Source organism: Chromatiales bacterium 21-64-14, from assembly GCA_002255365.1.
GTDB lineage: Bacteria > Pseudomonadota > Gammaproteobacteria > 21-64-14 > 21-64-14 > 21-64-14.
This window is the reverse complement of the sequence record NCBI01000008.1, coordinates 13720-37635: the sequence shown is the minus strand read 5'-3', so window position 1 is coordinate 37635 and position 23916 is coordinate 13720. Positions and strand designations below refer to the sequence as shown.

The following is a 23916-nucleotide window of genomic DNA, read 5'->3' as shown; positions in this document are numbered from 1 at the left end:
GGGGTACGCCTGCGTGCCGCCCCCATCCTGCCTCCAGTAGCTGCAATACGCGGACTGCTTATTCCACCTCGATCACGGCGGAAGTTTTGACCATTGTTCCGCCAACCGTTTTTCAGAAACCGGTTGCGCGGTGCCGAGCTCCTGCGCGAACAACGACACCCGGTACTCCTCCAAGAGCCAGCGTAACGCGCTGAGTTGCGGATCGTCCCGGCCGGCACCACCTTGGCGCTCGACCCGCTCCCGATAACGTCCCCAGTGAGGCGCGAGTTGCGCGGCGCGCTGCCGATCGCGTTGCGGGGCTTGGTGCAGCTTCTCCAACCGAAGCTCCGCCGCCCGCAGATAGCGCGGCAGTTCGGACAGGCGGTCGGCGGGCGTGCGGGACACGAACCCCGGATATACCAAGGCGTCGATCTGTTCGCGCACGTCCCGGTATACCCCCAGGTGCGCGGGAGGTACCGCGGAGGAGAGCCGCGCCAGGACGGCGGCGTGGGCCTCGAACACCGGCTTGAGCATCGCGCATAGCTCCAGTGCGGCCGGGTACAGGCCGGCGCGGGCCGCATCCCGGCGTTGTCCGTACACCGCGGCTTGGCGCATCGGATCGCCGTCCGCGAACAACAGGCGATCCAGCAACGCGGTCACCAGTTCCTCGGCGAGATCCCCTAACGCCGTGTAGCGCAGGCGTAGGGGTTCGAAGCCGGGGAGCTGGCGAGTCAATGTCCGCAGCTCGCGGTGCAGTTCGTTGCGCAGCAGCCGACGCACACCCCCACGGTGGGCCGGCGCGGCGCGCTCCGCGCTGTCCAACACCCGCAACGCCACCTGCCCACCTTCATCCACCAGCGCCGGGTACCCGTGGAACGCAACACCCCCGTGGCACACCTCGACCTGCTCGGGCAGGTCGCCGACGTCCCAGGTGGTGAGCGCGTCGCGTTCGAGGCCGGTGGTGGGCAGGCGCGCGAAGCGCCGTGCCGCCTCGCCCCCCAGGCGGCCCTGCAATTCGGCCACGTCGCGGTCGTCCGCAAGAGGTGTGCCATGCTCGTCCACGACCACCACGCGCATACGCAGGTGCGCGGGCAACGCATCGGGACGCCACGCATTCGGCGCCACCGCTACCCCGGTCATCCGGTGTAGGTGGGCCGTCAGGGCATCGATCAGTCCACCCGATCCGAAGGCCATGGCTTGCGCGCACGCGCGGGCGAAATCCGGCGCCGGGACGAAGTGGCGGCGCAAGGACTTGGGCAGGGTCTTGATCAACTGCACCAATTTCTCGTGCAGCAGCCCGGGCACCAGCCATTCCAAGCGCGCCGGGTCCAACTGATTGAGGGCCGCGGCCGGAACGCGCGCGGTAATCCCATCGTCTTCGGCACCAGGCTCGAACCGGTAACGTAAGGGGATGCGCAGCGCCCCTACCTCCAGCAGGTCCGGAAAACGTTCCCCGGTCGCCGGTTCCGCGCCGGACTGCGTAAGCACCGCGCGGGTCAGAAACAGGCCCCGCGGGTCGTCCCGCTCCACATCACGGCGCCAACGCTCGAAGGCCACGGCGGCGTTGACGGTGTCCGGGATACGCGCCGCGTAGAATTCAAATACCGTGTCTTCCTCCGCCAGCACGTCCCGACGCCGCACCTTGGCCTCCAGGGCCTCCAGTTCCGCCACCAGGCCGCGGTTGTGTTCCAGGAACGGGGCGCCGCCCCGGTAGTCCCCCCGCACCAGCGCCTCGCGGATGAACACGGCGCGGGCCTCTGCAGGATCCACCGTTCCATAATCCACCTTGCGCCGTGCCACGATGGGTAATCCGTACAGCGTCACCCGTTCGTAGGCGATGACGCGGCCGGCGCGCGCCTCCCAGTGGGGATCGGCGTAGTGACGCTTTACCAGGTGCGCGGCCAGGGGTTCGGCCCACGCCGGGTCGATAACGGCCACGGTGCGGGCATACAGCCGGCGGGTCTCCACCCGCTCCGCAGCCATCACCCACTTGGGCGGCTTGCGGAACAGCGCGGAACCGGGAAACAGCGTAAAGCGCGTATTGCGGGCCCCTGCATAGGTGGGTGGGTCGTCCTGAAAACCGATGTGACTCAGGAGCCCCGCCAACAGGGCGCGATGGATCGCCTCGTAGTCCGCCGGCGTGACGTTGGGAGTAAACCGCATGTCCTTGACCAGCACCGCGAGTTGCCGATGAATATCGTGCCACTCGCGCATCCGCAGATAGGAGACGTAGCGTGCGACGCACCAACGGCGCAGCCGGTTCTGCGACAGGAGCCGGGCCTGCTGGTGATAGGCGCGCCACAGATTCAGAAACGCCAGGAAATCGGAGCGCGGATCCTGGAAGACGCGATGCGCCTCGTCGGCGGCCTGCTGGCGGTCCAGGGGGCGCTCGCGGGGGTCCTGGACCGCCAGGGCACTGGCGATGATCAGCACCTCCTCCACACACTGCCGCTCGTGTGCCGCCAGGACCATGCGCCCGATGCGTGGGTCCACTGGCAGGCGTGCCAGGGCCCGCCCGATCTCGGTAAGACGGTCGCGTTCGTCCAGGGCACCGAGCTCGCGCAACTGGCCCACCCCGTCGCGGATGCGCCGCGGCTCCGGGGGATCCAGAAACGGGAAGCGCTGCGGATCCCCAAGGCCCAGGGCCTTCATGCGCAACACCACCGCCGCCAGATTGGTGCGTCGGATCTCCGGATCGGTGAATTCAGGGCGCGCGCAATAGTCCGCCTCATCGTAGAGCCGCACGCACACGCCGGGCCCGGTACGTCCGCAGCGTCCGGCGCGCTGGTCCGCAGAGGCCCGGGAGACCTTCTCCACCGGCAGACGCTGGATGCGGGCGTGGTGGCTGTAACGGCTGATCCGGACCAGGCCCGGGTCCACCACGAAACCAATTCCGGGTACCGTGAGCGAGGTCTCCGCCACGTTGGTGGCCAGTACGATGCGCCGCCGCGGGTGGGTTTCGAACACCCGGTTCTGATCGGCAACGGAGAGCCGCGCATAGAGGGGCAGGATCTCGGTTTGCGGCGGATGATGTTTGCGCAGCGCCTCGGCGGCCGCTCGGATCTCGCGCTCCCCGGGCAGGAATACCAGCACGTCCCCGGGTCCGACGCGGCATAGCTCATCGACCGCCTCCAGGATCCCCTGCGTCAGATCCCGGTCCTCGGTGTCCGGGTCTTCAGTGGCCAGGGGCCGGTAGCGGATCTCGACCGGATGGTTGCGCCCGGAAACCTCTACCACCGGTGCGCCGCCGAAGTGCCGCGCGAAACGCTCAGTATCGATGGTGGCCGAGGTGATGATCACCTTCAGGTCGTTGCGGCGTTGCAACAAGCGCTGAACATATCCCAGCAGAAAGTCCACATTCAGGCTGCGCTCGTGGGCCTCGTCGATGATCAAGGTGTCGTAGCGGGCCAGCAACGGATCCTGTTGGGTCTCCGCCAGCAGGATGCCGTCGGTCATCAGCTTGATATAGGTATCGGGGCCGAGCCGATCTGAAAAACGCACCTGGAACCCAACCGCGTGGCCGACTTCGCCGTGGAGTTCCGCAGCGATGCGCGCCGCCACACTACGCGCCGCGATGCGGCGCGGCTGGGTATGGCCGATCATGCCCGCCACCCCGCGGCCCAGCTCCAGACAGAGCTTGGGAAGCTGCGTGGTCTTGCCGGAGCCGGTTGCCCCGGCCACGACCACCACCGGGTGGGCGTCGATCACGCGGAGCAGTTCGTCCCGATGCCGGGTCACCGGCAGGGCGTCCGGATAGCTGGGAACCGGAAGTTGACGCCGTCGTTGCTCGCGGCGCGCGCACGAGGTATCCAGCGCGGAGCACAGGGCCTCCAGCTCTCCCGGACGCAGCGGCGCCACCGCGCTGCGCAGCCGCGCGATCCGGCCCGCCAGGGCGGCGCGCTCGGCGCTCATGCAGCCGGGGAGCTGCGCCTCAAGGCTGCGGAGCACGTCGTTCAAGGGAGATCAGAGACCGGGTTCAGGGCGACGGGGAGCAGGGCCCGGGGGACGTGCCGGGACCAGAGTCATGATACCCCACCCAATGGGCGCCAAGCGAGGCCGGAGGGCAACGAACGCTCCCAGCACGAAGCGCCGCTCAGGTGTGCTGGCTGATCTCCCCGTGGCGCTCGGTTCCGAGCAATTCAAAGAACCGCTCGGTCGGCACGTGTACCAGCTCCTCGTGGTCGCCGGCCTCGAAATACAACTCCGGCTGCTGCGCGAGGATGTCGTCGATCACCGTCTCCATGCCATAGGCGGGACCCAAGGCCGGAACCGCTCCGGGCGCGCAGTCCCGAAACAGGGCGGCGATCTCCGGCTCCTCCGCCAGGATTACATTGCGGCGCAGCAAAGTACGCAGTGCACCGATCCGCACATGGCGCGTCGCCGGCAACACCACCATCAGATAACCACCGTCGTCCTCCAGAATGACGCCCTTGGCGATACGGTCGCCCGGAATGTGGGCGGCCGCTGCGGTCTCCATGCTGGATCCGGTATGGGAATGTGCCACCAAATCGTAATCGACGCCGTGCCGGATCAAATACTGCTCCACTGTCGATGAGATACTCATGGCGCGCCTCCCGCGTGAATCAGGCCAGGACTCCACTCCAACACCTGCCAGGCGACCGGCGGCGGCTATATCGGCAGCCAGCCACGCCCCAGCCTCGATGAACTGGAGACCCGCCGGGCCGGTGACGTCCCGCGCACGGAGCGGGCTGCTGGGTGTCCGCGGCCCGCTCCGTGCGCGCCGGACTCGGATAGGACTTCAGTATAGCGTCCCCACCCGCACGGTGCCGGTACCACGGGCGGCCCCGTCTGGACGGGTCCCGCCAGGGTTCCAGATGCACTACAATAATTCAGTTCGGTGAAAAATGCCGGTGGCCCCAGGGACCACGCGCGGGATCCATATGATGCACTGCTTGGTGGAAACCGATCTGGGACGGATCGCGGATCCCGATGCCGCGGTCACCCGCTTGGCTCAGGCCCTGCTGCAGCTGTTGGACCGACAACCGGATCGGGCGCTCTACAGCGCCGCGTGTCACACGGGGGCGGGGCGGCTTACCTTGTCCCTGGACTTGGCCGCCGCGCGGCTGGAGCTGGCCTCCCAGGACCACGCCGTTGCCCCCGACGTGTGGTGGGATGCACCCCTGGACCGGTTGGCGCGGGCCGCCCGGGGCACGGGGCTAGCGCTATGATTCGGCTCAAGCGGGTGTACGAAAAACCGGCCCCAGGCGACGGGATGCGGATCCTGGTGGAGCGACTCTGGCCGCGCGGTCTGAAGAAAGAAGATGCGCGTGTGGATCGTTGGATGAAAGAGATCGCGCCGCGCACCGAATTACGCCAATGGTTCGGCCACGACCCGGAGCGGTGGCCGGAATTTCAGCGCCGCTACCGGGCTGAACTCAAGGCCCATCAGGAGCAACTCCAGGAGCTGCGCGCACTGGCGCGCCGCGCCACGGTCACCCTGGTCTACGCGGCACGTGACGAAGAACACAACAGCGCGGTGGTACTAAAACGCGTGCTGGCAGCAAATACCCGCCGAATGTCATGACCTAGCGGGGTGGTGGTTGAAGTACTCCCGGGTACCGCGCGCACTGATGGCGCCGGAAATACGTTCGATGGCACGCACGTAGGCAGCGGTGCGCAAAGTGACGGCCTTTGCCTCGGCAAGATCGAAACACGCAGCCGCCTCCCGGTCGATCAGCACCTTGAGGCGCTGATTCACCTCATCCTCGTCCCAATAATAGCCGCCGCGGTTCTGGACCCATTCGAAGTAGCTGACCGACACGCCACCGGCGTTGCACAACACATCCGGAAGGACCGCGATACCGCGCTCGGCCAGGATGCGATCGGCTCGGGAAGTCACCGGGCCGTTGGCCACCTCCAAGATGTGCCGAGCACGGATGCGCCCCGCGTTATGCTCGTCGATCTGGTTCTCCAGGGCCGCCGGGGCCAGGACGGCCACGTCCAATTCCAACAATTCCTGATTGCTGATCCGCTCGTAGGGCACCTCTTCGCAGACCGACGCATTGCAATAGAATGCACGCAGCTCGCTGCGCCGCCGTTTGTGATCCATGACGGTATCAGGATTCAAGCCCTGGGCCGCGTGTATCGCGCCCTGGGAGTCGGACACCGCCACCACCCGGAAGCCCGCCTGGTCTGCAAGCCGCGCGAAGTGATAGCCGGCGTTACCGAAGCCTTGCACGGCGATGGTGGTCTCGGCGGGAATCATCCCGCACCGGCGTGCCCATTGTTCGAGCACGTACACGGCACCGCGGCCAGTGGCCGCCTCCCGCCCCAACGCCCCGCACAAGTGCACCGGCTTGCCGGTGATGACCGCGGGTTCCTGGCGGCGCACGATGTGGGCGTATTCGTCACACATCCAGCCCATGACTGTGGCGTTGGTGTACATGTCGGGTGCCGGGATGTCGCGGTCCGGGCCGATGATGTCCGCAATGGCGCGCACGTAGCCCCGAGAGAGGCGCTCCAGCTCCATCGGCGAGAGTTCCTTGGGATTGACCCGCACACCACCCTTGGCGCCGCCGAAGGGCAGCCCCACCACAGCGCATTTAATAGTCATCCAGAAGCTGAGGGAAGTGACTTCGTCGAGATTGACGTCGGGGTGGTAACGGATACCACCCTTGGTGGGGCCACGGGTATCGTCGTATTGCACGCGGAAACCGGTAAACACCCGCAACGAGCCGTCATCCATCCGCACCGGGATGCTCACCATCAGGGACAGCTTGGGGTGCGATAGGCGCTCGCGGACATCGTCCACCAGTGGGGTATGGCGGAACACCTCTTCGAGGCGGACCAGGGCATCGTCGAAGGTCTTGGACATGGCGCGGCTCCGGCAGCTGGCAGATCGGGCCCGCCCAGGTTTGCGGCGGGCGCGCGACCAACTTGACGGACACCGGATCGAACTACTCGACTGCACTCCCATGGCGGGTACGCCGGCGGCGCACCCAGCCCAGACGGGCGACCTCCAGGGCCAGCACCATCGGCACTACCCAGACGAAGTCCGCGAACACCACGTGGCCCAGCAGTAGCGAGCGGACCGGGAACAACAACATGGCCAGGCTCAACAGCAGGATTGCCGCCAGGGTCCCCAACGCCGCGGTGAATTGATACCAAGCCCAGGCACGGGTGGCGGTGGACCGGTGCTCGGGCACCGCCTGCGGTGCAGGGGCCTGGGAGACGGGCGTCGGCAACGGGGACATGCCGGGAATCGGAAGGGCGTGCGGGGACGCGCGCCTTTCGAGGCGGTCCACTGCTTGGTTTGAAATCTGGGCGCACAGGGTCGCCCAATCCTCAGCGGAACCCTCCAGCCGGTAGCGGGTCCCATCGGCGGCCCCGAGTATGCAACCGCCGGCACGCCGCAGCCCCGCGAAACCGACGGAGCCCAACTCCAAATGCAGGGAAACCACCGCATCCCAAGGCATGAAGCGATCGTGAACCACCAAGCCGGCGCGCGCCGCGCGCCACGCGACCGTGGGCACCGGTTGGGGCGTATCCATAGGCACCAGCCGACGTGCGGTGACGTCCGCCGTTCCCGAAGCCGCCAGCCACATGAGTGGGCGTGGCCGGAACCGATCCATTGGCAGCGTCATCGCATCGACCCTCGGCTCCTGAACGTATGCGGGAAGCGCGCCCACCGCGGGGTACAGCCGCCCTGGCCCGGGTGCCGGATCCGCTCAACCGCCAGCGGTCCTTCGCCCTCTGGGTTAGAGCACATCAACGCACCAAAGTGCCGGACGGCGTCCTTCCGTTAGTAACATGTAGTAGCATGCGCCGTGCCAAGTCTCGAAAAATATTTAAAATCAATTATATAAATAATTCGCGTGGCTGATAGCCGCAATACATCCAACAATTGCGTCGCACGCCCGCGACACAATAAAAAAAACGCGGCGGGAGGGCCGCCGCGCCAAATCCGTCAGAAGGGCTGACGGAGTGAGGAGGAAGCGGCCTGCCACGACGACCGGCCCGGCCGGCCACTTCGGTGGATCGTTACGGGTGCCCGCCACCCGCTTCCATGAGACGTCCCGCGTCGGAACCCGAGGCCGCCTACGCCGACCGCCGCGACCGCTACTAGGTCCGCTATGGATGCCGGTCGGGTTGGGCCACGACTCCGGTTCACTGGATTCTCCCCGTGCCGTGCCCGTCAGGCGCCCCTTCAGCCAACCTAGGGGTCCGGAGGAGCACTTGGGTTTAAGCTTTAGCAACCCTTAGCAAGCCTCGTGCCGACTCATTAAAATCATTTTAAATCAATATTTTACTTGAATAGTGCGGCGGGTCGCGGGGCTAATCTGTCGCCGGAGGCGGACAGTGGATGCGGGGGATTTCGGTAATTCTCTGAAAATCCAGTTGTTCCTCGTGTCCCGGTTTGGCGACGGCTGCTCAGTCGGGGGGCGTGGCACCCCCCGGCCGAAGCGACGCAGCGGATACCGGTGCGTGACGCCGGAGCTTGTGGCACAATCGGGCCCGTTTCTCCGGCCCCAGCCGCGGCACCCGGCCCCGTCCCCGATCATCGGTGGCCGGTCCGATCCCCGGGCGGCCTTTTAAGAATTCGAGCCATGGGCACCCGAACCCCACCTATTGCAGCGGAATCTTCATCGGCGTTCGACGCCGTGACAGCCCGATGCCTCTCGGTCTGTGGTCACTGCTGAAATCCATGCCGGACCTCAACCCGGATCTCCCCGTAGCAGCCCCAGTGCAGTCCCCGAGCGTGGGCGCGTGGGACCGCATACGTCGGCGCGTCTTCGGTCCCCCGCGGGATCCCACCTCCCCGGATACCCGGCGCCACATTACCCTGATCGCATTCCTTGCCTGGGTGGGCCTGGGCGCGGACGGCTTGTCCTCGGCCTGTTACGGCCCGGAGGAAGCCTTCAAGGCGCTCGGGAACAACACCGCCCTGGGGATCTATCTTGCCCTGGCCACCGCAGTCACGGTGTTCGTGATCGCGGTGGGCTACAATCAGGTCATCGAGTTGTTTCCTAGCGGTGGTGGCGGCTATAAGGTCGCCTCCAGGCTGTTAGGCCGCTACGCGGGCCTGGTCTCCGGAGCGGCGCTGGTCGTCGACTATGTGCTGACCATCGCGATCTCCATTTCCGCGGCGGTGGACGCACTGTTCAGCTTCCTGCCCACCGCCTCCCGTGAGCTGCGGGTTGCCTCCATCCTCGCCCTGCTGTTGATCCTGACGCTGCTCAACCTGCGCGGCATGAAGGAATCCATCAAGATCCTCATGCCAGTCTTCCTGGGCTTTGTGGTCACCCACGCATTCCTGATTTTCTACGGCATCGGCCTGCACTGGCACCACCTGGGCACCCTCTACCCCTCCAGCACCGCCGATGTGGTCAAGTTGTCCCATTCCATCGGGCTCTACGGCGTGATCGCGCTGTTTCTACGTGCCTACGCCATGGGCGGTGGCACCTATACCGGGATCGAGGCGGTATCCAACAGCGTGCACCTGCTCAAGGAACCGCGCGTCACCACCGGCAAGTGGACGATGTTCTACATGGCGCTGTCGCTGTCCTTCATCGCCGGCGGGGTCATCCTCCTGTACCTGCTGTGGAACGCGGAACCGGTGGCTGGCAAAACCTTGAATGCGGTGGTATTCAGCACCATCACCTCGCATTGGGAGTGGAACGGCTGGGACTTCGGTACGAGCTTCGTCACGCTGGTGATGATGCTGGAAGCCGGCCTGCTACTGGTGGCCGCCAACACAGGATTCCTGGCCGGGCCCATGGTGCTCGCCAACATGGCGGTGGATAGCTGGCTACCACGGCGCTTCTCCTACCTGTCCGAGCGGCTGGTCACCAAGAACGGTATTCTACTCATGGCGGTGGCGGCGTTCGTCATCCTGTTGTGGACCGACGGCGCGGTGGACACGCTGGTGGTCCTCTACAGCATGAACGTGTTCCTGACTTTCTCGTTGTCGTTGCTCGGGATGTGCGTGTACTGGTGGCGCAACCGCGGCGTGGAACCCGGCTGGCTGTTTCGCCTGCTGCTCTCGGCGGTCGGTCTGTTTACCGCAGCCGGGATCCTGATTGCCGTGGTGCTGGAGAAGTTCGACGAGGGCGGCTGGGTGACCGCGGTGGTAACCGGTTCATTGGTCGCGCTATGCCTGCTGATCTATCGCCACTATCAGCGGGTCGGACAACAGCTGAACACCTTGGACGAAATCCTGACCCAACTGCCAACTCCAGCGATCTCCGAGATCCCTTCCACACGAGAAGGCGAGCCCGCAGCGGTGTTTTTCGTATCGCGCTACCGGGGTGTCGGTATGCACACCCTGCTCAATGTGCAGCGGCTGTTCCCGGGACATTTCCACAACTTCCTCTTCGTGAGCGTCGGTGAAGTGGACAGCAGTGCCATGCGCGGGGGTGAAGGCGTCACCAACCTGCAGGACCGGGTCCAGGAGAATCTGCGGAAATATGTGGATTTCTGCCACGCACACGGCCTTGCTGCGGCCAGCTACGCCAGCGTCGCCACCGAGGCGGTGGAGGGCGCCGTGGAGCTGGCGCGGGAGATCCTGGAGAAATTCCCGGGCAGCGTATTCTTCGCCGGAACCCTGGTATTCAAGAACGAGAATTGGTTGACACGGCTGCTGCACAACTACACCGCCCAAACGCTGCAGCGGCGTCTGCACCTGATGGGTGCGAACCTGATGATATTCCCGATGCTGGTGGACGCGCGGCGCGGCGGCTGATGCCGCGGGCCCGGGATTTCGCACCGGAGTTTATCGTGCGGACTCCACAGCGGGAGCAGAAGAAGACCCGTGGGAAATGCGGACCAGCGGTTAAGACCCGGGCTCCACACGGCTGATAAGCCCGTCGGTAACCCACCCCTTCAGCAGGCCCGCGGCCTGCAGCGGCGCATCCGCCTCTGCCACCCATTCGCATACGCCTTGGCATAGATCGGAAAAGGTCGCGCCGTCGCGCACCGCGTCCAGCGCCCACGCGGCATCCTCGGGAAGGGAACGGAAATAGTTGGTCAGGTCGCGGCGCCAAAGTACCCAGGCCACCGGCTTGGTGGTGCGCACGGGCACCGGCGGCGGCTCATCGGCCTTCACCGCCTTCCAAACCCGCGTCACATCCCAACGCAGATCCAGCCGTCGTAGCGAGGGATGCACTATCAGCCGCATCCCGGGCCACTGCTCCGGTGGCACTGCCGCCATTTCTTCGACCACCAGTGTTGGTGCATCAGCGGCGTCAAACACCTCGGTCATGGCCCATTCGAAGGCCGCGAGTTCCGCAAGCCAGGGGCGCTCTCCAAGACCGGCATCACGCAGCAGCCGGGCCAGATCCCCGCCGAACCAGCGGATGGAAAAATGGTGGGACGGATGGCCCACGATGTAACGGCGGCCTAGTGCCTCGAAACCGCCCTCACCCACCACTGCCCGCAACACCGGATAGTCCGACTCCAGGGCTTCCAGCATGCGCAACGCATACGCCTCTCCATAGACACCAAGGCGGGTCAACGCAGTAGCGCGGCGGCTGCCGGTGACGCGCGCCTCGATGGCCGCGGCATCCCCGCTCAGGACATAGGCCTGAAAGACTTCCTGAAGATCCCGTAGGCCATTCATGGGACCGCCGCGTGGCTATCGGCCCGCGTCGCAGCGGCGATCCGGCGCGCGCGCTCCAGCTCCGCCACCAGCTCTTCCAGGGGCGGGATGTTGTCGTCACGCTCGATCATGGTGGATACCGGACCGAAACGGCGTACAGCGTGTTGATAGAGCTCCCAGACCGGATCGATCACGGGATGATCGTGGGTGTCCACGATGTAATCGCCATGATGGGTGTGGCCCGCGAGATGGAACTGCCAGACCCGCTCCTTGGGAACCGCGTCCAGGTAGGCGAGGGGATCGAAGTCGTGGTTGAAGGCGCTCACATAGATGTTGTTGATGTCCAGCAGGATCCGGCAATCGGCGCGCTGCGCCACCTCGCACAGGAACTCCCATTCGGTGAGTTCCGAATCCTGGTACGTCACGTAGCTGGAGACGTTCTCCAGCAGGATGCGGCGCCCCAGGAACTCCTGCACCTGAACAACCCGGTCCGCCACATGACGGGCCGCCTCTTCGGTATAGGGCAGCGGCATCAGGTCGTGCAGATTCGTGCCTTTTATGCCGGTCCAGCACAGATGGTCGGAGATCCACTCCGGCTCGATGCGCGCCGCAAGGGCCTTGAGTTGATGCAGGTACTCACGATCCAACGCATCCGTACTCCCAATGGACAGGGATACGCCGTGCATCACCACCGGATAGCGTGCGCGGATACGGTCCAGGTAATGCAGGGGTTTGCCGCCCGGGACGAGATAGTTCTCGCTCAGGATTTCGAACCAGTCGACCGGGGGCGACTCGGCGAGTACCGCCTCGTAGTGGTCGGGGCGCAAACCCAGCCCAAACCCCAGGTAGGGACAATCAGCAGCCATGGGGACAACAACCGAAGTGCAACTGTTGAGGGAGAAGGTGCCCCCGCACGGCGGGGGCACCTGTAACACTACCGAATACTACATCGCCTTACTTGCGGCGATTTTGCCACCGGCCTTCTTGCTTCAATGACCTTTTGCCGGCCATCCAGCGGCGCCCATCTTGCCATGATCCTTCTCGCAGGCCTTCTTGCTCATCATCAGGAAGCCCTGACCTTTGCAGCTGTTCAGGTGCTTGCAGGCATTGTGGGCCGTCTTGCAGGCGCCCTTGCCTTTGCACGAATTCACACCGAAGCACTGCACCTTGCCCGCGCTGGCGGCATAGGCACTGGAGATCGGCGCTGCGGCAAACAGGGCGGCAGCCGCGCCGGCGATGGCAATACCGGTCAGTTTCCTAGCAGTATTCATGGACACTACTCCTCTCTAGAGTTAACTGTACTTCGTTAGCAAACCCGGAGCCCACCTGGCTCCGGCCGGAATCAAACCAATTGGGTGCTCGTCCCGCCAGGCAAACGCCCGCGGCGCTTCTGTAGTCCCCGCTGGGTGCGCCCCCCGGGGGCGCGCACTCAGGCGGCATTATACCGTGGCGCCGTAGAGGGCACTACACCCACCCTCTACACCCTCAAGAAGCCAGTGGACATGCGTCAAACGGTCGCCGCGCAGAACCTACGCCCGTACTAAAGGTACGGCGACCACAGCCGCGCAATGCCGTCCCGCAGTCTTACCGCTAGGGGGCGGCGCATGAGTTCGTCCAAGCGCACCGGTCGCGCCCGCGCCATGCGTTCCCGCACCAAACCGGTCAGCGATTCGGTCAACGCGTCCCCATAACACTCCAGGTTGAACTCAAAATTCAGCCGCAGGCTGCGCGCATCCCAGTTGGCCGACCCCAGCATCGCCCAGTGGCCATCCACCAGCATCAGCTTGGAATGATCGAAGGGCGGCGGCGTCAGCCACGCACGGCATCCGTGCTCCAGCAGCAATGGCAACAGGGCCATGGACGCCCAGTTCACGAACGGCAGATTGCTGCGCTCCGGGAGCACGATGTCCACCTCCACGCCCCGAAGGGTGGCCACATTCAAGGCGGTGATGATCGGGAGGTCGGGCACGAAATAGGGTGTGAGGATCTGCACCGAATGGCGCGCCGTGGCCAACGCACCCAGGATGGTCCAGCGCAGCTTCTCGAAATCCTCGTCCGGCCCCTCGGCAATGCCGCGCACCAGTGTGTCACCCGCCGCCTCCAGGCGCGGGAACCATGCCTCGCCACGCAACTCCTCACCGGTGGTGAACATCCAATCGTCGGCAAACACCTCCTGAAGCTGGGCCACCACCGGCCCCTCGACGCCAAAGTGCAGGTCCCGGACCGGGTGACGCGGCATCCCCCCCAGTAGATGCCCGGCGCGCAGATTCATGCCGCCAGTGAACCCCACGCGGCCATCCGCCACCAGGATCTTGCGGTGATTGCGCAGGTTCATGGCCTTCAAACGCCACGGAACCAGACTGGGCAGAAACCGCGCCGCCGGAACCCCGGCACGCCGCAGCCGGTGATTGACGGTGGGCCAGGAATAACGTGCGCCGGCGTCGTCGATCAGGACCCGCACGGCGACGCCACGTGCCACCGCCCGGGCCAGGGCATCGGCGAACCAGATCCCGACGCGGTCGTTGTCAAAAATGTAGGTGGCCAGCGTGAGGGAACGCTGAGCGCCGTCGATGGCCTCCACCATGGCTGGATAAGCCTGGTCGCCATCCACGTAGGGCACGATACGGTTGCCGGACACGAGCGGGCGCGCCACCACCCGCTCCACGAAGCGCGCCAGGGTGGCAAGGTGCCGTGCCTCGGCGGGGAGGGTGTCGGCCACTTGTTCGGGCCCGCAGACTGCCGCCACGCCAGGCCCACGATACCGGGCGCGGGCACCGCGCAGCGACCGGGCGCGGCGCCGGATTCGGTTCACGCCAAAGATCAAATACGTGGCTGGCCCCAGCAGTGGGGTGAGCCAGATGAAACCCACCCAGAGCACCGCTGCGCGCGGATCGCGCTTGTGCAGGATCGCGTGGCCCGAGGCCAGCACCGCGGCCAAAACGGAAAATGCCGCGGCCAGATAGGGCCACATGCCTAACAGGAGATCGCTCGACACCTGCATCGAAACCGGGCCCCCTTTGCACCACCGCACCGGCCCCGGTGAACGCGGGGCGGACCGCGGACCAGCGGCACTCGGGAACCGGCACGATCGCGGACCGCACCCCACTCTAGCACAGGATGACATCCGTCAACCCGGAGCTCGCCCCGCGACAGATACCGCATTGACCGATATCATGGCTGGAGGATGGTGCGTCCCCCATGCTGGGGACGGACACCGATCGGTGAGCGGGGCATTGCGTGGTGGGTACCGTCGTCTTCGGCAACGTGTTCTACGAGATGGCGGCGCTGCTGCTGTTGGCGGCGGCGCTCGGCGCGATCGGCCTGCGCCTGCGTCAACCATTGGTGATCACGTTCATCGCGGTAGGGATACTCGTGGGCCCGGCCGCGCTGGGATGGGTCCAGCCCGCGGACCCGGTGGCCCTGCTCGGCAAACTCGGAGTCGCGTTATTGTTGTTCGTCGTGGGCCTGCGCCTGGACTTGGGCGTGGTGCGCAACATGGGCGCGGTGGCGCTGACCACCGGGCTGGGACAGGTGGCGCTTACCATGCTGGCGGGTTATTGGCTCGCGTCGGCCCTGGGGTTCGCACCGGTCACGGCCATGTACGCGGCCAGTGCGATGACCTTCTCCAGCACCATCATCGTGATCAAACTCCTGTCCGATACCCGCGAGATCGACGCACTCCACGGGCGCATCGCGGTCGGCGTGCTGATCGTACAGGACATCGTGGTAATCCTGATGATGATCCTGCTCTCATCCTACGCGGCCTCCTCCCGGCACGGGGGATTCGGGGCCGCCATGCTGGTGACAGCGGCCAAAGGCCTTTCGTTCCTGGGGCTGCTGGGCCTGCTGATGCGCTACGTGCTCCCGGCCTTGTTGCACCGGCTGGCGGGCTCACGGGAACTGCTGGTGCTGTTCGCCATTGCCTGGGCAGTGTCCCTCGCCTCCGTCGGCGATTACCTCGGGCTTACCCTGGAGGTGGGCGCGTTCCTGGCTGGCGTGTCCCTGGCATCCACCCACTACCGTGCCGCCATCGGCGCGCGGCTGGTCAGCCTGCGGGATTTCCTGTTGCTGTTCTTCTTCATCGAACTCGGTTCCGGGCTACATCTGCACCAGCTCGCAGACCAGATCGCGCCGGCGCTGGTGCTCGCGCTGTTCGTGCTGGTGGGCAAACCGGTAATCGTCATGGCGATCATGGGCGCGTCGGGCTACCGCAAACGCACCTTCTTCCTCACCGGCCTATCCCTGGCACAGGTCAGCGAGTTCTCGCTGATCCTGGCGGCCATGGGCGTGGGACTCGGGCAGATCGACACGGCGAGCCGTGCACTGATCACCCTGGTGGGCCTCATCACCATCGGCCTTTCCAGTTATCTGATTGCGTATTCGCACCCGCTCTACAAGTGGCTGGCGCCGGCACTCCGAATGTTTGAGCGCCGCATACCTCACCGCGAGCAGGACCTGGGAGACGGGTGGAATGCACCGCAGGGAATCGATGTCATCCTGTTCGGACTGGGCCGCTATGGCAACCATCTGGCGGAGGAGTTGCGTGCCCGCGGGCTGACTGTATACGGTGTTGATTTCGACCCCCAGACGGTCAGCGCCTGGCGCGCGCGGGGCATGCCAGCCCACTACGGCGACGCGGAAGATCCGGAGTTTCCGGCAGCGCTCCCCCTGCAGGAGGCACGCTGGGTCGTGAGCAGCATCCCAGACCCCCACATCAATCTGAGTCTGCTGCACGGACTGCGTCAGCACGGCTACCCCGGGCGCGTAGCCATGACTGCCCACCATGCCTGGCAGGCCGAGGAGCTGCGGCACGCCGGTGCCGACCGCGTACTGCTCCCATTCCGCGACGCCGCCCGCGAGGCCGCGGAGCTGCTGCTGGAAACCAAGCCCACGGAGGGTGGCGCGTGAATCCGGACCCGGCGCACATCCGGCATCCCTTGGAAGCCTCAGTGGCCGGGTCCGGCAAGGAGTGCGAGGCCCATGTACAAACGTAAGGCCCGTGTCCTGTTCGTGGCAGCCGAGCTGCCGTGGGCAGCGCCGATGGCAGCGGCCTACGCGAACGCCCTCGGTAGTGACTGGCTGGAATCGCGCTGTGCGTCCCCGGGGGCTACGGGCGAGGACACCCGAGCGATCGCGGTCATGGCTGAGGCGCGGTTGGATCTGCGCGCCCAGGCGGTCATGGTGCTGGACCCGGACCTGTTGGACTGGGCCGATCTGGTCGTAACCCTGGGACCAGCCGCGGCGGCGCACGACCCGGCGTTGGCCTCGCACCCCAGACGAAAGCACTGGCCGGTGGAAGATCCGCGTGCCCGCGCCGGTGCGAACGAGGCTGTGGTCCTGGATCGGATGCGCGCAGAGCGGGACGAACTACGCCGGCGCATCGAGGGCATGCTCGGTGGGCTTCGGATGCTGGGGAAAAGCGACTCCGGCGTCGCACCGGCGCCGGATGGTTGAGCCGTTACGACCGCCACGTCCGTTGTGACAGATGTCGCCCGGTTCCCGGAAAAAACGCGGGCGCAGCGACGCGGTTCATCCGTGATATCCTGTAACGGGTCAGGATCCTCACATATCGCTAATCCGCGATCTATCCCTGGTGCCGTTGCCCGGCGTGCCCCGAGGACCTCTGGCCACCCCACGATGATCGCGCAAGAAACCGTCAACGTAGATGACCCGCGGTCGCGGCACCTACGAACGCACCGGAGCCGTGCAGCGGATCGTGGTGAACTCAGGGGTGCGCACGGGGATCTGTTGGGAACATCGCACCGTGCCCCACGGCAGGCACGTCACCGTCACGGTGTCCGGCGAATGAGGTGCCGGCACCACGTCGAAGCGCGTGCGGGGGGTGCGCGTCACCCGGACGCACACGACGGCACGCACCGCGGGAGAACGGTGAGAAATGCAGACTAGCGACGTCCTGGTGTTTTCCATCTTCCTGATCTTCGCAGGCGCCGCGCTACTCGCCACTCTGGCCCTCTACGCACGCCAATCCCTGCTGGTGGCCTATATCGTCCTCGGCATCCTGATCGGGCCCTGGGGTTTGAGGCTGATCTCGGAGCCGGCGCTGATCCAGGACATCGCCCACGTGGGCATCATTTTTCTGCTCTTCCTGCTGGGGCTCAACCTGCATCCCCAGAAGCTGTTGCTGATGCTGCGCGAAGCGACGCTGGTGACAGTAATCAGCTCGGCATTGTTCGCGACAATCGGGTTCGGCGTCGCATTCGCGTTCGGTTACACCCCATTGGAAAGCCTGGTGGTTGGCGCCGCTTCCATGTTTTCCAGCACCATCATCGGCCTGAAACTGCTCCCCAGCACCGCACTGCACCATCAGCACACGGGCGAGATCATCATCAGCGTGCTGCTGCTCCAGGACCTGATCGCGATCTTGATCCTGCTGCTGCTCCGGGTCCTGGGCAAAGGTAACTTGCCGGCAACTGAAATTGGGCTGCTGGTGTTGTCTCTCCCGGGCTTGGTGTTGTTCGCCTTCCTCGCAGAGCGCTATCTACTGATCCGGCTGGTACGGCGTTACGACGAGATACAGGAATACGTCTTTCTGGTGGCCATCGGCTGGTGCCTGGGCCTCGCGGAACTGGCTGCGGCCATGGGCCTGTCCCAGGAAATCGGCGCCTTCGTAGCGGGGGTAGCCCTCGCCACCAGCCCGATCGCCCGCTACATCGCCGAGAGTCTCAAGCCGCTCAGGGACTTCTTCCTGGTCATCTTCTTCTTCGCCGTGGGCGCCGGTTTCCAGTTGCCGGCCCTGGGCTCCGTGGCGATCCCGGCGACCGTGCTCGCCCTGCTCGTGGTGCTGCTGAAACCGCTGATATTCAAGATTTTGCTGATCTGGGAGGGGGAGAAGCCGGCACTGGCCGCGGAGGTCGGCACACGGCTCGGCCAAACCAGCGAGTTCTCCCTGCTTATCGCCTACATGGCCATGGCCTACCGGGTGGTCCGCCCGGAGGTGTCCTATTTGATCCAACTCACCGTTCTGCTCACCTTCCTCGTATCTTCCTATTGGGTGGGAATGCGCTATCCCACGCCCATCGCCAATTCCGCCCGCCTGCGGCGGGACTGACCGGCATCAGACCGCCGCGGTCCGCACCGCGGCTCCCAGCCGGATCCCCTGTTACAATCCCTGGAAATATCGGCTCAGGCAACCCGCAACAATTTCGACCTGATTGTGCTCGATCTCATGCTGCCGGGCATGGACGGTCTGGAACTTTGCCGGCAGATTGCGCGCCCGGTCCGGCTACATCCCGATCCTGATTCTGACCGCCAAGTCGAACGCACCGTTACCCAGGCCGGTCAACTGCACGGGTTGTCCGGCCCGATACGACTGGCGCGACCCGGTGGCTCAGATCGTGATCAGGCGCATCGAGGGGAACCAAGGGCGTTTGCATACCCGCCGCGGATCATCGCACCAGGGTCTGCCCGTGCCCGTGTCGAGGTTCTGGAACGGGGGATCCCGTGCTACAATCCTGGGAAATTAACGGTGTAGGTCATAAGGAAATCCTCCATGGCGACCAGCGCGGAACACGTGGAGCGCAGGGCTCAGTCCCACGACATCATCCGGGATCTGGTGCGGTCCCGCACTGAAACCCTCTCCCTGTACAACGACTTGGCCTCGATGCGTCCGTTCCGGTCCAGCGGCTCAGTCAAGACCACACTGGACCATTTCTGCCAGGCCCTGATGGACTACACAGCAAGCACCCACTTTCAACTCTACCGGCGGATCGAGGAGAACACCGAGCGTCGAACCCCGGTTCTGCGTCTCGCCGGCGAGATCTATCCACGGGTCCTAGGGACCACCGAGGTCATCGTGGACTTCAACGACCGCTACGACCCCACACAACCTCTCAATGACCCGGAGCGACTCACCGCGGACCTGTCGCTCCTGGGGGAGGCGTTGGCGGAACGCATCGAACTGGAAGACCGCCTGATCCAGGCGCTGACCAAGAACCGCCGGCCGGCCGTCTAGGGTCCACGTTATTCATGCAGCGTCACGGGCGATGGTCAGAGTTCGCAGCCATGTGGACCGGACGGATTCCACGTCCGTGGAGCGGTCAACCGGCGTTTATGGATAACGCAGGCTAAGCAGGCCCCGCAGCGTAACGGCCTCAAACCCAAGTCAACGGGCCAGCGGCCCACATCGGAACGCGATAAACGTCAGGTCGTCGGGTTTGGATGGCCGCCCTGCGCCAGGATTCATCATGCGCGCGCGGCACCCGGAAGCGAGCCGGCCGATGGCCTTGCGCATAGAACCGATCCGGATGCACTCCACGATCTCCTCGGTCTGCAAATTGTCAAAGGCACCGTCGGTGGCCACCAGCAGGGTATCGCGGGGCGCCAGGATGGCCGTGGAACCCACCTCGATGCGCATATCCGGACTGCCAATGGTATTCAGCACCAAATGCCGCTCTTCGTGATGCATCGCCTCGCTTTCGTTTAGCAAACCTGCCTCAATTCCATAGCCCACGGGGGAATGGGATACCGTCTGGAGCTTGATCCTGCCACGCTGGCCCACCACCAGGATCATCGAGTCCCCTACATGGTACGTCCGCACAGTGCATCCCTGGATCTCCACTACTGCCAGGGTAGTCGCCGCACCGATTCCCATGGCGCACACCGCCTGGTTGGCATCCTCAATCCCGTTCATGACCGCATCACGCAGCTCGCCACCCTGAGCGCGCGCACGATGGACGGCGTCTCGAATAGCCTCCACCGCCAGACGCGAGGCCTGCTCACCGGCGGGCATTCCGCCCACACCGTCGGCCACCACTAGAACCGCGGCGCCGTCGTCGTAGGGAATCAGGCCCGCGGAGTCTTCATTGGAAGTATCCTTGTCGGGAGCGCGCACAGAAAACACCCCGGCCACGCCGTGGGCGATCGAATGGATCTGCCCCCTACCCATATCCTGGTCCACGTAGATTACCGCTTCGTCGATGCGCGAGTTCGCCATTCCTGCATTTCCATCAGTGCTTATTTCCCGTTATCCCAATCCCACCGCCGCGTTCCTGCCGCATTTACGGAACCGGGCCCTCGTCCCACTGCAGAGTCTCCAGGTACTCGCGCAGCTGCCCCGCGGTGCGGAACCGCTTGAGGATGAGGGTACGCTTGAGCCCACGGATGATTCCCTTGACTTCGGGCAACTGGGCCGCATAGCGTTTCCTGCCACCGATGGCATCGTAGAAGATACGGATCAAATCGCAGACGTCGTCGTGTATGTTCTCCGGGCGCGGGGCGCCCCAGTGGAACATATCCAGCAGCTTTATATCGAAACCGATACCGTAACGCCGCACAATGATGTTCTCGCTATGCAGATCACCGTGGTATTCCCGCATATGGTGTATGCACTCGATGCCGGAGGCCAAGGCATGCAATAGATGCAACCCCTGGAACATGCTCAACCGGTGGTTACGCTGGCGGCTCAGGAACTCGCTCAGCAGTTCTCCTTCCACGTAGTCGGATATCAGGAAACTGATGGGGACACCGCGATAAACGATGGTCTCCTGCGTATGGTATTGAATGACGATCGGACACTGGCGCAGCTTGTGGAGCTTCTTGGCGTAGAAGGTCGCCGCGCGATTGCGGGGATTGCGGTGCGGAAAGAAGAATTTTCCGGCGCGTTCGATGCCGGTGCTGACCTCGCGCAGGATGTAGACCTCGCCCTCCCAGCCGGCGCCAAGACGCGATAGCACTTCGTATTTGCGCGCCAGCACGCGGCCTGGCTGGAAATTGAAGTCCTCGATCACCGGGACACGGCGGTCCGTCTGTCTGCTCATGTTATACCGGGCCCTTCGGACGCAGGCCGCGGCGTCGCCGCGGGGGCTCGGCATACTATGCAGCAAAGCCCGGGCCGTGCAAAGAACGCGGCGCCGGGCTCAGTCCCAGCGTTCGTCCCGGACCTGGACCACGCCACCCTGCACCCGCGCCGGCAGGGTGGGTACCGGTTCGTAGGCGGGGGGGGCAAGGACTTCACCGGTCTTGACGTTGAACTGCGCGCCGTGGCGGGGACATTCGATGACCTCCCCCTCGAAGCGTCCGCCGGTAAGCACGCCGCCATCGTGGGTGCAGATATCCTCGATGGCGAAGAATTCGCCCGCGACGTTGAAGACCGCGACCATCACTCCATCGACGTCCACCACCTTGCAGCTACCAGCTGGAAAATCGCTCACCGGCGCCACATCCACCCACTCCGACATCCGGTCACACTCCTCGTTCGGGTAACGTGCGCCCGCGCCACCGGCTGGGCACGCCGATGCTTCACAACAGGCCGAGTTGGAGACGGGCGGCCTCCGACATCCGGTCCTGGGACCACGGGGGGTCCCATACCAGCTCCACCTTGGCATCCTGCACCCCGGGGACCTCCCGGACCGCGCACTCTACTGTGCACGGAAAGGTCTGCGCGACCGGGCAACCCGGAGCGGTCAGCGTCATTTCGATATGCACGCGGCCGGCATCGGGGTCCGTGTCGACCCGGTAGATCAGGCCGAGGTCATAGATATTAACCGGGATCTCAGGATCGTAGACTTGGCGCAGGGCCTCGATTACCTGCCCTTCCAGCAGCCGCTGGGGGAGGCTCTTTTCGTCATCCGCTGTGTTATCCATCACTCAAGCACCTGCTGCCGTGTGGACACCACCGGCTCATGAAATCCGCAGGACCTGGCACGGGCACCGGTCACTCGGTGGTCACCGGCTGATCCTTCTCGTCGAGGGCCGCGTTCAAGGTATGCCACGCCAGGGTCGCGCACTTCACCCGGGTGGGAAATTCCTTTACACCGGACAGCACCTCGAGCTTGCCCAGATCCGGCGCGTCAGCGCCACCGGCCCCCTCCTTGGTAATCAGGCCGTGAAAACCGTGGAACAGCCGCTCGGCCTCCTCCACGGACTTGCCCTTGAGCGTCTCGGTCATGAGCGAGGCCGACGCCGTGGAGATGGCGCAGCCGGATCCCTGGAAGCTCGCCTCTGCAATCACGCCGTTATCAACCTTCAGATATAAGGTCAGCCGATCCCCGCACAAAGGGTTGAATCCATCCGCCGTACGGTTGGCGCCCTCCATTTTGTAAAAATTGCGGGGGTTGCGATTGTGATCGAAGATGACTTCCTGGTAGAGATCCCGTAAGTCACTCATTGCCCGAATACCTCCTGCACCTTGCGGATTCCGGCGATCAGGGCATCCACCTCCGCGCGGGTGTTATAGAGCGCGAACGAAGCCCGGGCGGTGGCCGGCAGACAGTAGTGCTCCATCACCGGCATGGCGCAGTGGTGGCCGGCTCGTACCGCAAGTCCATACCGGTCCAGTATGGTTCCGATGTCGTGGGGATGGATGCTTTCGAGCACAAACGACAGGATGCTGGCCTTCTCGCGCGCACGCCCCACGACTCGCATCCCGGGAACTTCGCCGGCCGCCGTCAGCGCGTAGTCCAGTAAGTCCTGCTCATGGGCGGCGATGGCATCCAGGCCGACCCCACGCACGTAATCAATTGCGGCACCCAGGCCCACTGCGCCGGCGATGTTTGGCGTGCCCGCCTCGAACTTGCACGGAATATCGCCATAGGTGCTGCCCTTGAAGCTCACCTGCCGGATCATCTCTCCACCGCCTTGATAGGGCGGCATGGACTCCAGCCATTTTGCCTTGCCGTAAAGGACCCCAATGCCCGTGGGACCGTAGAGCTTGTGCCCAGAAAACGCATAGAAATCACAGTCGAGTTCCTGCACATCAACCTTGATGTGGGGCGCCGCCTGGGCGCCATCCAACAACACCGGCACGTCATGGGCGTGGGCCAGTTCGATGATTCGGCGCACCGGGTTGATGGTCCCGAGCGCATTGGATAAATGGGCCACGGTGACCAGCCGGGTACGGGGGCCGAGGAACTTCTCGAACTCCCCCATCACCAACTCGCCGTCTTCGTTGATCGGAACCACGCGCAACACCGCTCCCGTCTGTTCCGCCAACAACTGCCAGGGCACGATGTTCGAGTGGTGTTCCATCTCGGTCAGGACGATCTCATCCCCTTCCCGGATCCGGCTGCGGCCAAAGGTGGACGCCACCAAATTGATGGCCTCCGTTGTGCCGCGCACGAACACCAGTTCCCGCACTGACCCGGCGTTCAGGAAGGCGCGCACCTTTTCCCGTGCGCCTTCGTACTCCTCCGTGGCGCGTTGGCTGAGGGCATGCACCCCACGGTGCACGTTGGAGTTGTCCCGCTCATAGTAACGGCGCACCGCGTCGATCACCGCCCGCGGCTTCTGGGTGGTGGCTGCATTATCCAGGTACACCAGCGGGTGGCCATAGACCTGCTGGTGCAGGATCGGGAAGTCCTGCCGCAGCCGTTCCACGTCCAGCGCGGTCCGCGCCGCGCGACCAGAATGCACAGCCGCGGATT

General features: G+C 64.9%; 22 protein-coding genes. 8 read left to right on the top strand and 14 right to left on the bottom strand.

The genetic code is table 11. The annotated features are described in order from the left end of the window. Positions 1–72: 72 nt before the first annotated feature. On the bottom strand, positions 73–3936 hold the full coding sequence (locus B7Z66_06305; GenBank protein OYV77012.1) for an ATP-dependent RNA helicase HrpA: 3864 nt from the start codon (positions 3934–3936) through the stop codon (positions 73–75). Between the two features lie 136 nt (positions 3937–4072). Continuing rightward, positions 4073–4543, bottom strand: coding sequence for a hypothetical protein (locus B7Z66_06300; protein OYV77011.1), 471 nt, complete (start codon positions 4541–4543; stop codon positions 4073–4075). A 340-nt stretch (positions 4544–4883) separates the two neighbouring features. On the opposite strand from B7Z66_06300, the gene B7Z66_06295 reads away from it, so the two are divergent. Further along, on the top strand, positions 4884–5168 hold the full coding sequence (locus B7Z66_06295) for a hypothetical protein (GenBank protein ID OYV77010.1): 285 nt from the start codon (positions 4884–4886) through the stop codon (positions 5166–5168). Beyond that, the gene (locus B7Z66_06290; GenBank protein OYV77009.1) at positions 5165–5524 is read left to right on the top strand and encodes a hypothetical protein; all 360 of its coding nucleotides are present in this window, start codon (positions 5165–5167) and stop codon (positions 5522–5524) included. Before B7Z66_06295 ends, B7Z66_06290 begins: the two co-directional genes overlap by 4 nt. On the opposite strand, the gene B7Z66_06285 is transcribed toward B7Z66_06290, so the two are convergent. Together B7Z66_06285 and B7Z66_06280 are read right to left on the bottom strand one after the other, a co-directional pair. After that, positions 5519–6814 (bottom strand): glutamate dehydrogenase, encoded by a 1296-nt coding sequence (locus B7Z66_06285; GenBank protein ID OYV77008.1) that lies wholly within the window; start codon positions 6812–6814, stop codon positions 5519–5521. The genes B7Z66_06290 and B7Z66_06285 overlap by 6 nt on opposite strands. 82 nt (positions 6815–6896) lie before the next feature. Beyond that, a complete protein-coding gene (locus B7Z66_06280; protein ID OYV77007.1) occupies positions 6897–7571 on the bottom strand; it encodes a hypothetical protein in 675 nt (224 codons plus the stop codon). A 1073-nt stretch (positions 7572–8644) separates the two neighbouring features. Between B7Z66_06280 and B7Z66_06275 the strand changes: the two genes are divergently transcribed. Beyond that, the gene (locus tag B7Z66_06275; protein ID OYV77045.1) at positions 8645–10681 is read left to right on the top strand and encodes an amino acid transporter; all 2037 of its coding nucleotides are present in this window, start codon (positions 8645–8647) and stop codon (positions 10679–10681) included. A 90-nt stretch (positions 10682–10771) separates the two neighbouring features. Here B7Z66_06275 and B7Z66_06270 read toward each other — a convergent pair whose 3' ends face one another. The 4 genes from B7Z66_06270 to B7Z66_06255 form a co-directional block, all read right to left on the bottom strand. Next, positions 10772–11557 carry a hypothetical protein gene (locus B7Z66_06270; GenBank protein OYV77006.1) on the bottom strand — a complete coding sequence of 262 codons (786 nt, stop codon included), beginning with the start codon at positions 11555–11557 and terminating at the stop codon, positions 10772–10774. Continuing rightward, a complete protein-coding gene (locus B7Z66_06265; protein ID OYV77005.1) occupies positions 11554–12402 on the bottom strand; it encodes a hypothetical protein in 849 nt (282 codons plus the stop codon). Before B7Z66_06265 ends, B7Z66_06270 begins: the two co-directional genes overlap by 4 nt. A gap of 123 nt (positions 12403–12525) precedes the next feature. Further along, positions 12526–12807, bottom strand: coding sequence for a hypothetical protein (locus B7Z66_06260; protein ID OYV77004.1), 282 nt, complete (start codon positions 12805–12807; stop codon positions 12526–12528). Between the two features lie 269 nt (positions 12808–13076). Next, complete coding sequence (locus B7Z66_06255) at positions 13077–14537, bottom strand: cardiolipin synthase (protein ID OYV77003.1); 1461 nt, start codon at positions 14535–14537, stop codon at positions 13077–13079. Between the two features lie 275 nt (positions 14538–14812). Here B7Z66_06255 and B7Z66_06250 point away from each other — a divergent pair, with 275 nt between their 5' ends. The 5 genes from B7Z66_06250 to B7Z66_06230 all read left to right on the top strand — a co-directional run bounded on the left by B7Z66_06250 (position 14813) and on the right by B7Z66_06230 (position 19508). Next, complete coding sequence (locus B7Z66_06250; GenBank protein ID OYV77044.1) at positions 14813–16444, top strand: sodium:proton exchanger; 1632 nt, start codon at positions 14813–14815, stop codon at positions 16442–16444. Positions 16445–16516: 72 nt separating this feature from the next. Continuing rightward, positions 16517–16990, top strand: coding sequence for a hypothetical protein (locus tag B7Z66_06245; protein OYV77002.1), 474 nt, complete (start codon positions 16517–16519; stop codon positions 16988–16990). Positions 16991–17432: 442 nt separating this feature from the next. Further along, on the top strand, positions 17433–18605 hold the full coding sequence (locus B7Z66_06240; protein ID OYV77001.1) for a sodium:proton antiporter: 1173 nt from the start codon (positions 17433–17435) through the stop codon (positions 18603–18605). Between the two features lie 48 nt (positions 18606–18653). After that, positions 18654–19028 carry a hypothetical protein gene (locus tag B7Z66_06235; protein OYV77000.1) on the top strand — a complete coding sequence of 125 codons (375 nt, stop codon included), beginning with the start codon at positions 18654–18656 and terminating at the stop codon, positions 19026–19028. 18 nt (positions 19029–19046) lie between these two features. Next, a complete protein-coding gene (locus B7Z66_06230) occupies positions 19047–19508 on the top strand; it encodes a hypothetical protein (protein ID OYV76999.1) in 462 nt (153 codons plus the stop codon). Positions 19509–19658: 150 nt separating this feature from the next. On the opposite strand, the gene B7Z66_06225 is transcribed toward B7Z66_06230, so the two are convergent. The 6 genes from B7Z66_06225 to B7Z66_06200 form a co-directional block, all read right to left on the bottom strand. After that, positions 19659–20489, bottom strand: coding sequence for a hypothetical protein (locus B7Z66_06225; protein ID OYV76998.1), 831 nt, complete (start codon positions 20487–20489; stop codon positions 19659–19661). 64 nt (positions 20490–20553) lie between these two features. After that, positions 20554–21312 (bottom strand): serine/threonine protein kinase, encoded by a 759-nt coding sequence (locus tag B7Z66_06220; GenBank protein OYV76997.1) that lies wholly within the window; start codon positions 21310–21312, stop codon positions 20554–20556. A 99-nt stretch (positions 21313–21411) separates the two neighbouring features. Continuing rightward, entirely contained in the window at positions 21412–21732 is a 321-nt protein-coding gene (locus B7Z66_06215) for a ferredoxin (protein OYV76996.1), read from the bottom strand. A gap of 61 nt (positions 21733–21793) precedes the next feature. Then, positions 21794–22138, bottom strand: a complete 345-nt coding sequence (locus B7Z66_06210) for an SUF system Fe-S cluster assembly protein (protein OYV76995.1) — start codon at positions 22136–22138, stop codon at positions 21794–21796. 70 nt (positions 22139–22208) lie between these two features. Continuing rightward, the gene (locus B7Z66_06205) at positions 22209–22661 is read right to left on the bottom strand and encodes an SUF system NifU family Fe-S cluster assembly protein (protein ID OYV76994.1); all 453 of its coding nucleotides are present in this window, start codon (positions 22659–22661) and stop codon (positions 22209–22211) included. Then, complete coding sequence (locus B7Z66_06200; protein ID OYV77043.1) at positions 22658–23905, bottom strand: cysteine sulfinate desulfinase; 1248 nt, start codon at positions 23903–23905, stop codon at positions 22658–22660. The genes B7Z66_06205 and B7Z66_06200 overlap by 4 nt, the downstream gene beginning before the upstream one ends. Between the last annotated feature and the right edge of the window lie 11 nt (positions 23906–23916).

Excerpts from the sequence above, each read along its gene's own strand:
- B7Z66_06220 (OYV76997.1), bottom strand. The coding sequence starts at position 21,312 with ATGAGCAGACAGACGGACCGCCGTGTCCCGGTGATCGAGGACTTCAAT.
- B7Z66_06240 (OYV77001.1), top strand. The coding sequence starts at position 17,433 with ATGCAGACTAGCGACGTCCTGGTGTTTTCCATCTTCCTGATCTTCGCA.
- B7Z66_06210 (OYV76995.1), bottom strand. The coding sequence starts at position 22,138 with ATGGATAACACAGCGGATGACGAAAAGAGCCTCCCCCAGCGGCTGCTG.
- B7Z66_06215 (OYV76996.1), bottom strand. The coding sequence starts at position 21,732 with ATGTCGGAGTGGGTGGATGTGGCGCCGGTGAGCGATTTTCCAGCTGGT.
- B7Z66_06275 (OYV77045.1), top strand. The coding sequence starts at position 8,645 with ATGCCGGACCTCAACCCGGATCTCCCCGTAGCAGCCCCAGTGCAGTCC.
- B7Z66_06285 (OYV77008.1), bottom strand. The coding sequence starts at position 6,814 with ATGTCCAAGACCTTCGACGATGCCCTGGTCCGCCTCGAAGAGGTGTTC.
- B7Z66_06230 (OYV76999.1), top strand. The coding sequence starts at position 19,047 with ATGGCGACCAGCGCGGAACACGTGGAGCGCAGGGCTCAGTCCCACGAC.
- B7Z66_06255 (OYV77003.1), bottom strand. The coding sequence starts at position 14,537 with ATGCAGGTGTCGAGCGATCTCCTGTTAGGCATGTGGCCCTATCTGGCC.
- B7Z66_06265 (OYV77005.1), bottom strand. The coding sequence starts at position 12,402 with ATGGCTGCTGATTGTCCCTACCTGGGGTTTGGGCTGGGTTTGCGCCCC.
- B7Z66_06260 (OYV77004.1), bottom strand. The coding sequence starts at position 12,807 with ATGAATACTGCTAGGAAACTGACCGGTATTGCCATCGCCGGCGCGGCT.
- B7Z66_06225 (OYV76998.1), bottom strand. The coding sequence starts at position 20,489 with ATGGCGAACTCGCGCATCGACGAAGCGGTAATCTACGTGGACCAGGAT.
- B7Z66_06205 (OYV76994.1), bottom strand. The coding sequence starts at position 22,661 with ATGAGTGACTTACGGGATCTCTACCAGGAAGTCATCTTCGATCACAAT.
- B7Z66_06270 (OYV77006.1), bottom strand. The coding sequence starts at position 11,557 with ATGAATGGCCTACGGGATCTTCAGGAAGTCTTTCAGGCCTATGTCCTG.
- B7Z66_06245 (OYV77002.1), top strand. The coding sequence starts at position 16,517 with ATGTACAAACGTAAGGCCCGTGTCCTGTTCGTGGCAGCCGAGCTGCCG.
- B7Z66_06295 (OYV77010.1), top strand. The coding sequence starts at position 4,884 with ATGCACTGCTTGGTGGAAACCGATCTGGGACGGATCGCGGATCCCGAT.
- B7Z66_06300 (OYV77011.1), bottom strand. The coding sequence starts at position 4,543 with ATGAGTATCTCATCGACAGTGGAGCAGTATTTGATCCGGCACGGCGTC.
- B7Z66_06250 (OYV77044.1), top strand. The coding sequence starts at position 14,813 with ATGGCGGCGCTGCTGCTGTTGGCGGCGGCGCTCGGCGCGATCGGCCTG.
- B7Z66_06280 (OYV77007.1), bottom strand. The coding sequence starts at position 7,571 with ATGGATCGGTTCCGGCCACGCCCACTCATGTGGCTGGCGGCTTCGGGA.
- B7Z66_06290 (OYV77009.1), top strand. The coding sequence starts at position 5,165 with ATGATTCGGCTCAAGCGGGTGTACGAAAAACCGGCCCCAGGCGACGGG.